8 protein-coding genes are annotated in these 9974 nt (G+C 64.4%); 1 reads left to right on the top strand and 7 read right to left on the bottom strand.

Annotated elements, in window-relative coordinates:
* The coding region (locus ACIQ17_RS25660) for a class I adenylate-forming enzyme family protein (protein ID WP_398472102.1) at nt 1-924 on the top strand (924 nt) is incomplete at its 5' end.
* Nucleotides 925-1017: 93 nt separating this feature from the next.
* Here ACIQ17_RS25660 and ACIQ17_RS25655 read toward each other — a convergent pair.
* The 7 genes from ACIQ17_RS25655 to ACIQ17_RS25625 form a co-directional block, all read right to left on the bottom strand.
* Nucleotides 1018-2607: a gamma-glutamyltransferase family protein gene (locus tag ACIQ17_RS25655; RefSeq protein ID WP_398472101.1), complete on the bottom strand. Its 1590-nt coding sequence runs from the start codon at nt 2605-2607 to the stop codon at nt 1018-1020.
* Between the two features lie 138 nt (nt 2608-2745).
* Entirely contained in the window at nt 2746-3948 is a 1203-nt protein-coding gene (locus ACIQ17_RS25650; RefSeq protein ID WP_398472100.1) for an amidohydrolase family protein, read from the bottom strand.
* Nucleotides 3949-4082: 134 nt separating this feature from the next.
* Nucleotides 4083-5459 carry a VWA domain-containing protein gene (locus ACIQ17_RS25645; RefSeq protein WP_398472099.1) on the bottom strand — a complete coding sequence of 459 codons (1377 nt, stop codon included), beginning with the start codon at nt 5457-5459 and terminating at the stop codon, nt 4083-4085.
* Between the two features lie 3 nt (nt 5460-5462).
* Complete coding sequence (locus ACIQ17_RS25640; protein WP_398472097.1) at nt 5463-6413, bottom strand: AAA family ATPase; 951 nt, start codon at nt 6411-6413, stop codon at nt 5463-5465.
* Nucleotides 6414-6525: 112 nt separating this feature from the next.
* Nucleotides 6526-7284: a thermonuclease family protein gene (locus tag ACIQ17_RS25635; RefSeq protein ID WP_398472096.1), complete on the bottom strand. Its 759-nt coding sequence runs from the start codon at nt 7282-7284 to the stop codon at nt 6526-6528.
* 63 nt (nt 7285-7347) lie between these two features.
* Complete coding sequence (locus ACIQ17_RS25630; protein ID WP_398472094.1) at nt 7348-8247, bottom strand: EamA family transporter; 900 nt, start codon at nt 8245-8247, stop codon at nt 7348-7350.
* A gap of 95 nt (nt 8248-8342) precedes the next feature.
* Nucleotides 8343-9974: autotransporter outer membrane beta-barrel domain-containing protein (locus ACIQ17_RS25625; RefSeq protein ID WP_398472093.1), on the bottom strand; the 1632-nt coding region annotated here is incomplete at its 5' end.

Raw genomic sequence — 9974 nt, 5'->3', positions numbered from 1 at the left:
GACGTCACCATGCTGGCCGTGCCGGCGTCGCATGTGACCGGTCTCGTGGCCTTGATCCTCACGAGCATCAATGTCGCCGGCACCCTCGTCATCATGCCCGCCTTCAAGGCCGCCGATTTCCTCACCCTCGCCGCCCGCGAGCGCGTGACCTACGCGCTGATGGTGCCGGCGATGTACAATCTCTGCCTGCTGCAGCCGGATTTCGACCAGCACGACCTGTCAGCCTGGCGCATCGCGGGCTTTGGCGGCGCACCGATGCCGGAGGCGACCATCAAGCGCCTCGCCGAGGCGCTGCCGAAACTCAATCTCTGCAATGCCTATGGCTCGACCGAGACGACCTCCCCTGCAACGATGTTTCCGCCGGGCTCGCCCGTCGCAAAAATCAATACGGTCGGCCGCCCGGTGACCGGCGCCCATATCATCATTGCCGATGACGACGGACGCGAAGTGCCGCGCGGACAGGATGGCGAGCTGCTGATCTCGGGAGCAATGGTCGTGCCCGGTTACTGGGACAATCCCGATGCGACACGCAACGGCTTCGTCGGCGGCTACTGGCGCTCCGGCGATATCGGCCGCATGGATGCGGAAGGCTATGTCAGTGTGGTCGACCGCAAGAAGGACATGATCAACCGCGCCGGCTTCAAGATCTACTGCACCGAGGTGGAGAATGTGATGTCGCATCATCCCGCCATCGTCGAGAGCGCGGTGGTGGGCAAGCCAGATCCGGTGCTGGGCGAACGCGTGCACGCCTTCGCCTACAGCCCCGATGGCGGCGACGAGGCGGATGTCCGGAAATACTGCGCGGAACGATTGAGTGACTACAAGGTCCCGGACAGCGTGACGTTTCTGACGGAGCCGCTGCCGCGGAACGCGAACGGGAAGATTCTCAAGACCGAATTGCGAAAGATGATGGCTCTGCCGTAGGGCGGATGAGCGAAGCGTAATCCGCCGGCCGAGTTCATAACTGAAACTCCGCGGCGGATGACGGCTTCGCCTCATCCGCCCTACGGTCGTGCCTCACCACGCCGCCACGGCACCATCCGAACGCGGATCCGTCGCACCTTCCAGCACGCCGTTCTCGTGCAGCACGATGGCGCCGGCGTGGCCCATGGTGCCGGTATAGCTGCCGAGCACCTCGACCACATGGCCGGCATCGCGGAGCTGCTGGATCAGCGCCGGATCAAACCGATCCTCCACCTTCAGCGTCACGCTCTCGTCGCCCCAGGTCTTGCCGAGCAGCCAGCGCGGCGCCGTCACCGCCTGCTGCAGCGGCATGCCGAACATGCCGTAGCGCGAGAACACGGCAGATTGCGTCTGCGGCTGTCCCTCGCCACCCATGTTGCCGTACACCATGCGGCGGCCGTCATCGAAGATCGCCATCGCCGGATTGAGCGTGTGGAACGGCTTTCGCCCGGGCTTCAGCGCATTCCAGCCGCTCTCGGCCAGCCGGAACGAGGCGCCGCGATTCTGCCAGCAGATGCCGGTTTCCGGCAGAACCACGCCGGAGCCGAATTCGAAATAGACCGATTGGATGAAGGACACCGAGCGGCCCTGCCCGTCGATGACGCCGAGCCAGATCGTATCGCCGGGCTTCCGCACATGCGGCCATGGCAACGCGATCTTGCGATCGATCCGTCGGGCGAGTTCGTCGAGCTGCGCCTGTTCGAGGAATGTCGCGGGATCGACGGTCATGTGATCGGGATCGCCGACATGCTCGTCGCGGACGATGAAGGCCTGCTTGGTGGCTTCGACAAGACCGTGGATGTGATCAAACCCTTCGGCCTGGGTGACACCGAGGCGATCGAACATCGCCAGGATCATCAGTGACGACAGGCCCTGGGTCGGCGGCGCCATGTTGAACAGCTGCGCACCGCGTACGGTGGTGGTCAGCGGCGGACGCTCGCTGGCCTCATGCCGCTGCAAATCGGCAGCCGTGACGGGCGATTCCACCTTGGCCAGATCGGCAGCGATGCTGTCGGCGAGCTTGCCGTTGTAGAAGCTCTCGAAGCCATCGGTGGCAAGGCGCTTCAGCGTGGCGCCCAGCGCCGGCAGCTTCAGCACATCGCCTTCGGCGGGCGCCTGGCCATTTGGCAGGAAGGTCGCCGCGAAATTCGGCTGGTCCTTCAGCTCCGCAAACTTCTCCGTCGAGAGGTCGGACTGGCTGCGCGTGACGACGATGCCGTTCTCGGCATAATAGATCGCGCTTTCCACCAGGCGCTCGCGCGACAGCGGCGTCTGCCAGTGTTCTGAGACATCCAGCGCCTTCTGCCAGCCGGACACCGTGCCCGCCACCGTATTGGCCGCGAGCGGGCCACGGAACGGGATCGTCGCAACGCCGTGTTTCGCATAGTAGGCGAGATCGACCGCCGCACCGGCGCGACCGCAGGCATCCACGGTCACCGGCGCCTTGCCGGGCTCGGCGATCAGCCAGAAGCCGTCGCCGCCGATGCCGGTCATATGCGGATAGACCACCGCCAGCGCCGCCGCCGTGGCGATCGCGGCTTCCACGGCGGTGCCGCCATCCTTGAGCACATCGAGGCCGGCCTGCGATGCCAGATGATGCGGCGAGGTCACCATGCCCCGGCGCGCGCGCGGTGTTTCAAGCATTTTGCGTCCCTTCGTAGGATGGGTTGAGCGAAGCGATACCCATCACCGCCAGGCGCGTGAAGGGATGGGTATCGCTTCGCTCAACCCATCCTACGGCCTTGGCATGCCAGTATCTTGGTAGCCAATCCAGCCGACGATTCAAGCCTTTCCGGCCATCACCCCGTCCCGCGCCACCAGCCGACCATTCTTGTAGACCGCCCGTCCCTTCGGAAGGTCCACCACCGCCTGCGGCACATGCGGCGCATCGATGGCGACGAAATCGGCCCTGGCGCCGACGCGCAGGCCGTGGTCGTCGAGCCGTAGCGCCTTTGCACCGCCGGCTGTGACGATATCGAAGGCAAGTGCCAGGTCGTCGTCCGTGTTGAAGCCCGAGCGGTAGCCGATCATCATCGCGCGGCCGAGCATGTCGCCATCGCCGTAGGGCCACCAGCTATCGCGGATATTGTCGCAGCCGCCGAACACGGTGACCCCAGTTGCGCGAAGAATCTTCACCGGTGGAAACGGCCGCGCGCCGGGCGCATTGGTCATGATGGCGACGCCGCTCCTCGCCAGCAGCTCTGCCGTCCGCTGCACCACATCGGCAGCGACATCGCCAAGCGAATAGGCATGACTGATGGCGACGTGCCCCTGCATGCCGAGCGCCTGCGTACGTGCGCAGATCTGCTCGATCTCGAAAATGCCAAGCATCGAGGGATCGTGCAGATGGATATCGACATCGACGCCGCGGCGCTCGGCGATGTCGAACACCACATCGAGATGTTTTTCGACATCACGGTCGAAGCCGCCGGGATCGAGGCCGCCGATCACATCCGCACCGAGATCGAAGGCAGCGTCGAGCAGGTCGGGCGTCCCGGGGCTGCGCAGGATGCCGCTCTGCGGAAAGGCCACCAGCTGGATATCGATCACGTCGCGATGCGCCTCGCGCACGGCGAGGATGGTTTCGAGCGATTTCAGCCCAACGGAGCCATCCACCATCACGTGGCTGCGCATCCGCGTGCTGCCATGGCCGAGGCAGAGTTCGAGCTGGCTCTTCGCCCGCTCCGCCATCGGCTCGGCCTTGGCCATGTTGTCGGCCTGGATGGCGACGCGCTCCTGCACGTTGAAGCCGTTGGAATAAGGCACATGCGGACGCCAGACATCGCCATAGAAGCTGGTGTCGAGATGGATGTGGCCTTCGACGAAGGACGGGATGACAAGGGTGCCCGCAAGATCGATGGTCTCAGCCGCTGATGCAGCGCTGCCGCTTGGTGTGATCGCGCTGATGCGGCCGGCCGTGACGGCGATGTCCTTTAATGTGCCGTCGGGAAATTTAGCGGATGTGAAGAGTGTGTCGATGGTCATGCTTAACTCCGTCGATTACCCCGACTGTCACCACCCGCGAAAGCGGGTGGTCCAGTAAACACAGGTATCTGCGATCATCACCTTGCGTCGGTGTTTACTGGATCGCCCGGTCGAGCCGGGCGATGACAGTTGGGTCACTGATACGCCGCCACGATATCCGACACCGCCCGCTCCAGCTGCTGCGCCGTCGCGCATTGGCGCACAACATTGCAGAAGGTCGCGTAACGCGGCATCTCGGAATCACCAAAGCCCCAGCTGACGCGATTTTCCGGATTGAGCCAGACCAGCCGCTTCGAGCGCTCGCCGATGCGCTTGAGAATATCCGCGCGCGGATCGAGATTGTTGCTGCGGGCGTCCCCCAGCACGATCACCGTGGTCTGCGGCGTCACCGCGCTCATAAAATCCTTTTCGAAATCGGCGAGCGAGCGGCCGTAGTCCGACGAGCCGAAGCCCACCGCAGACATGATCTGCTTCATCGCCTCTTCCGGCTTGTTGTTCTCCAGCATGGCGCTGACCTCGATCAGGTTGCCGGAGAAGGCGAAGGAGCGCACATCCGACACCACTTCATGCAGGCTGTGGATCAGCAGCAGGAAGAAGTCCGACACCTGCGCCACCGAGCCGGAGACGTCGCAGATCGCCACGATCTTCGGCTTGTCGCGGTGGCGGCGCTTCCAGGCGGTGAGAAACGGCACGCCGCCCCAGGCGGCATTGCGGCGAATGGTGCGGCGGACATCGAGATGGCCGCGGCGCTGCCGTTTGCGCGGCTTGCTGAAACGTTCGCGCAGTCGGCGTGCGATCTGACGGATCAGCACGCGCATCTGCGCGATCTGGCGCTGCTCCAGCCGTGCCATCGGCGCGCTGCGCAAGATCTCGTTGCGCAGCGCCTCGGTTTCCTCGCGCCCATAGAGCAGCAGCGCCTGCGACACCATCTCGCTGACGGTCTCGCGCAGGCTGCCGAGCCCTGCCGTCAGCCGCTCGGCATCGGCAGGATTGCTGGCCGTCAGCGCATCGATATCGTCGCGCAGCTGCGCGACACCGAGCTGTTCGAGCACGCGGCTCGAGAAGAGTCCGCGCTGGGTGAAGATGCGGATATTGGTGAGGCCCGCCGCATTGGCGGCGTTCGACAATGCAGCTGTGATCGCCGCGCGATCCTGCGCCAGCAGCATCTGCGCGAGCGCGCCGAGTTCGCTCGACTCCTGCCCGGATGCAGCGCCTTCCCCCGCTTCGGCCTCGCCTTCGCCTGCCTCGTCGCCCGTGTCATCCTGATCGTCATTCGCCGGCGGTGGCGTCTCGAAATCGGGATGCGTGAAGAACGTATCGAAGCAGGCCGCAAGCGCCGCCTTCTCCTCGCCGGATTTCGCCATGGTCAGCAGCAGCGCATCGCGCAGGATGGCGCGATCAGCGGGCCCGACCTCGGCGGCGGCACGCATGGCATCGATGCTTTCGGCAGGCGAGATTCTCACCCCGGCGCCGCGCGCCGCCCGAAAGAAACGATGCAATGTATCGCGCATGGCTTACCCGAACACGCCCTGCCGCCCGGAATTGGCGACAAAGCTGGAGACATTCGGCATCGTCGCTTCGATGTCGCCCTCATATTTCAGCAGCACATTGAGCGTGTCCTTCACCAGCTCATGGCCGAGTTCGGATGCGCCGAGCAGCACCAGCACCTTGGCCCAGTCGATGGTTTCGCTCACCGACGGCAGCTTCTTCAGGTCCAGCGTGCGCACCTGGCTGACGAAGCCGACCAGCTGCTTGCGCAAGTTTGCAGAAACGCCCGGCACGCGGGTTTCGACGATGCGCTCTTCCAGCTTCGGCTCGGGAAAACCGATATGCAGATGCAGGCAGCGGCGCTTCAGCGCGTCGCCGAGATCGCGCTCACCATTGGAGGTGAGGATCACCGTCGGCGGCACGATGGCAGCGATGGTGCCGAGTTCGGGAATCGTCACCTGGAAGTCGGAGAGAATTTCCAGCAGCAGCGATTCGAATTCGGCATCCGACTTGTCGATCTCGTCGATCAGCAGCACGCAGCCCTTCGGCTGCTCCAGCGCGCGCAGCAGCGGCCGCGGCTCGACGAATTCCTTGGAGAAGAACACGTCGCCGAAGGTATGCAGCTGGTCCAGCGCCTTGGCCAGCGTATCGGCGCCGCCCAGGACTTCGCCGAGCTTGTCCTTCAGGATCTGCGTGTAGAGCAGCTGCTTGGCATATTTCCACTCATACAGCGCCTTCGCCTCGTCGAGGCCCTCGTAGCACTGCATGCGGATCATCTCGAGGCCGCGCGAGGCCGCGATGGCTTTCGCCAGTTCGGTCTTGCCGACGCCGGCCGGGCCTTCCACCAGGATCGGCTTCTCGATCTTCTCGGCGAGATAGACCGCGGTGGCGATCTGCCGGCTGGCGATATAGCCGGCGGAGGCAAGGCCGCGGTCAACGGCTTCGATCGATGCTGACGAACTCAAGGTCTCGGCCACGCGCTTCACTCCGGATTTCGCAGGCTGGAATTATCCGGCGACGCCGCCGATCCAGCCTTCCAGATGTGCTACGTGGTTCAGCCCGCGAGGTCCAGCGCCACCGGCGAAGGGCTCACTTGCGGCTGCTGGATGCCTGGCAATTGATCGCCTTGCGGTAACCCGCGGCACGGGCATCGTCCTCGCTGCAGAACCAGCGATCCGGCTTCGGCTGGGTGGCATAGTTCTGACATTGCGGAATCAGATAGACGCCCACATTGCCGGTGAGTTTTGCGCGGCGCACCTGCTTTGCGCGGATATTGCATCCATCGGGCTTTGGCAGATCCTCAGGGAACAGCGCCGCCCGCAAGGCCTTCTCCTTATCGGGCGCGCAGGAGCTGCCGAGCAACGCGCTGTCCGCGCTCTTGCTGCGGAAATTCGCCGGCGACACGAAACAGCCGCGCCACAGACCCTGCCGCTTGTCCCTGGCTGCGGCCTCATCGGCCTGGAATCTGGCCTTGGTGCCTGCCTTCGCCGGTACTTCCACGTTCACGCCGAAACCGGACTGGATCACCGCCTGATTGAGGCTCATCGTCTCGCCGGCGATCGTGCAGAGCGCCGCACGGCGGCCCTTGTCGGCCTTGTCCTCGCCGAGATCCTCGCAACGAATCTCACGCTTGCCGACGAGCTTGATCAGCCGGTCACGTGCCTCGACGCCACAGGCCCAGTTGTCCGCATGTTCATCGACGCAGGGCTGGTCGACCTCGGGCGCATCCACGCCGGCGAGATTATAGGCGACATTGCCGATCTGGATGGTGTCGCCATCCTTGACGATGGCCTCGGCAGCGAGAGCGGGACTGGTCAGCAGCAGGAACAGCAGTGGCAGGATGCGCATCGATCTCGTCTCATGAAGGACGAGACCAGTCCTATCGCAGCGCCTGCCCCTGTGAAAGGGCGATCACGCCGCAACGAGTAGCGCCACCCCGGCCACGATCAGCGCCACGCCGGCAAGCTCGCGCGCCGATGGGGACTGCTTGAATGAATAATAGGCGACGGCCTGCGCGAACAGCACCTCGACCAGCGCCAGCGTCCGCACATTCGCAGCCGCCGTCAAAGCAAAGGCGAGGAACCAGAACTGCGAAGCCGCAGCGCCGGCGAAACCGGCCAGCATCGAGGGCCGCCACAGGCGCAGGATGTTGCGCAGGATGGCCGGCTCGCGCAGCAGCAGATAGACGCTCAGGATCGCCGTCTGCACGAACAGTGACCACGCCAAAGCATAGGAGGCCGCGGTGACGAAGCTCACATCGGGCACCACGATGATGGCCCCGCGAAAACCCACCGCCGAAAGCGCGAAAGCAGCAGCAGCCACCAGCCCGAACATGATCGGCCGAAGACTGCCGAGTTCGCGCGTGGCGCCCGGCCGCAGGGCCGTCACCACGACGCCAGCCGTGGCGATCAGGATCGCCACCACGCGCAGCACCGTCAGGTGATCACCAAGAAACACGAAGCCGAAGATCGCGGTCTGGATCGCCTCGGTCTTCAGATAGGCCGTGGTGACCACGAAGGAGCGTTCGTTCATCGCCGCCAGCATCAGGCCGGTGGCAAAGATCTGGCTGAGCGCGCCGAGCAGCAGCCACGGCCAGAACGCCATCACCGGCCAGCCGACGCGATCGCCGGTGGCGAGGATGATCACCGCGAAGAACACCAGCGAGAACGGAAAGCCGAATAGGAAGCGGATATTGGTCGCGCCCCAGGTGCCGAGCGGCCCTGTCAGCGAACGCTGCATGGCGTTGCGCGCCACCTGCCCCAATGAGGCGATGATGGTGAAGGGTATCCAGAGCGAGGCGATGGTAAACATGAGACAAGACAAGTCCGCGGGAGAAGTTGCGGAACCTGACTGCGCCGCACCGCGCGGTCAAGCCGCGCGCTGCCATGTCTGCGATGCAATCGCAGCTACCAGGTGAAACGCACGACGCCCTTGCCCGCATGGCTGCGGGTGACCTGCGAGAACTCGCCTTCATAGCTCAAGGCGAGCGACAGGCCGCCCGCCAGCAACAGCTCGGCGCTCGCACTGGCCAGCGCAGCATCGGACGCCATGCTGGCACCGTTGACCACGAAGCTGGCCCCCGGCAGCGCCTGGAACGAAGCCTGCGCGATGCGATCACGGTTGAAGTCATGCGCCCATGCCGCGCGGCCACGCAAGGTCAGCAGCGCCTGGTCGAATGCGAAGGACTTGTCGGTGCGCAGGCCAAGCTCGCTGCGGGTGGCCGTGACATTGCGGCCGGTATAGGCCAGCGTAAAATTGTCGGAGCCGGAAACGAGTGTCTCCGCATAGGCGGGCAGATCGATATTCGTCATTTGCCCGGCGGCATAAGGCGTCAGGCCGGCGCCGCCCAGCCATGACAGCACGCTGCGATGCCCGGCCTCGACACGCGCCGAGAACGCATGCGCGGTGAAATTCGCGCGCAAGCGATCGGCGTTGACGATGGTCACGAGCCGATCCGTGGTGACGTTCTGCCAGCCATAGGCCAGAGCCGCCGTGATGTAAGCCGGTCCTTGATGATGCCTGACGAAACCGCCGATCTGGAACAGGTCCGAACGGCCGGCGCCGAGATTGTCGGAGAGCCCGAAGCTCGTGCCGCCGCCCGCCATGGCGAAGCCGGCCAGTGTCTGCGGCGACAGCCAGGTATCCGCACCGACGGCGACACCGCCGATCCGGCTGCTGCTGTTGTGCGAGCCGACCACCGTGTTGCCATCGGTCGTCTGCCCGCCGCCGAAGCCGGCGGCCCAGACATTCCAGCGCGACTCGAAGCTCTGTAGGGGCGACATTGCCTTTGTGACGGCACCATAGGCATCACGCCATGAGGCCGAATTGCCGGAGGGCGCGAGGGCATTCGGCTGCATCTGCGGCGTTGTCAGCCCGCGATTGGCAGCGAACGGATCGGTCATGACGCCCATGAACTGCGTCATCGCCTGCAGCGTGTTCTGCTGCACGCCCGTCGATAGTTCTCCCGACGCCTGAGTGATATCTTCAGGCGTCATTGCACCAAGTGCATAGGGGATGCCGCCATGCGTGTCGAAATAGCTGTTGAGCGACATGGCGATATTCGTCTGGTTGATGTTGAGGCCGGTCAGTTTCAGATCGACATCGAGATAGACGTTCTGGGCGTCATAACTCAGCGACGTCGCGAATGACGGCGGCTCATCGCTGTAGATGCCACTCCTGAATGTCCCTGACACACCTCCCGCAGCACTCAGGATCGTGTAGCGCTCGCGCACGAAGGCTGCTGGATCGAATGTGACACGCACCGTCGCATTGTTAAGCGTGGCTACGCCGGTGACATTGGTGCGATCGGCCACCGCACCGGACACTTCCACCATGTAATTTGCAGCGGACGCGAAAGTGAGGCTCCCCTGAACGGTAAGAAGCCCGACGGAATTGCCCGGCGACAGCATGCCGCCATCGGCAATCTGCGCGGTGCTGACCACACCATTGCCGCCGAGCGTCGCACCGCGCTCGACACTGACGAGCGATGATGACGCGATCGAGCCGTTGACGCTCAGCGTGCCGGCCTTGACCTCGGT

The sequence above is a fragment of the Tardiphaga sp. genome (assembly GCF_044340795.1).
Taxonomy (GTDB): Bacteria; Pseudomonadota; Alphaproteobacteria; order Rhizobiales; family Xanthobacteraceae; genus Tardiphaga.
The sequence above is the reverse complement of the archived record's forward strand: the minus strand, read 5'-3'. Positions and strand labels throughout refer to the sequence as shown.

What these genes read in the sequence shown, in the direction of transcription:
- ACIQ17_RS25655 (WP_398472101.1), bottom strand. Translation starts at nt 2,607, where the DNA reads ATGCTTGAAACACCGCGCGCGCGCCGGGGCATGGTGACCTCGCCGCAT.
- ACIQ17_RS25635 (WP_398472096.1), bottom strand. Translation starts at nt 7,284, where the DNA reads ATGCGCATCCTGCCACTGCTGTTCCTGCTGCTGACCAGTCCCGCTCTC.
- ACIQ17_RS25630 (WP_398472094.1), bottom strand. Translation starts at nt 8,247, where the DNA reads ATGTTTACCATCGCCTCGCTCTGGATACCCTTCACCATCATCGCCTCA.
- ACIQ17_RS25645 (WP_398472099.1), bottom strand. Translation starts at nt 5,459, where the DNA reads ATGCGCGATACATTGCATCGTTTCTTTCGGGCGGCGCGCGGCGCCGGG.
- ACIQ17_RS25650 (WP_398472100.1), bottom strand. Translation starts at nt 3,948, where the DNA reads ATGACCATCGACACACTCTTCACATCCGCTAAATTTCCCGACGGCACA.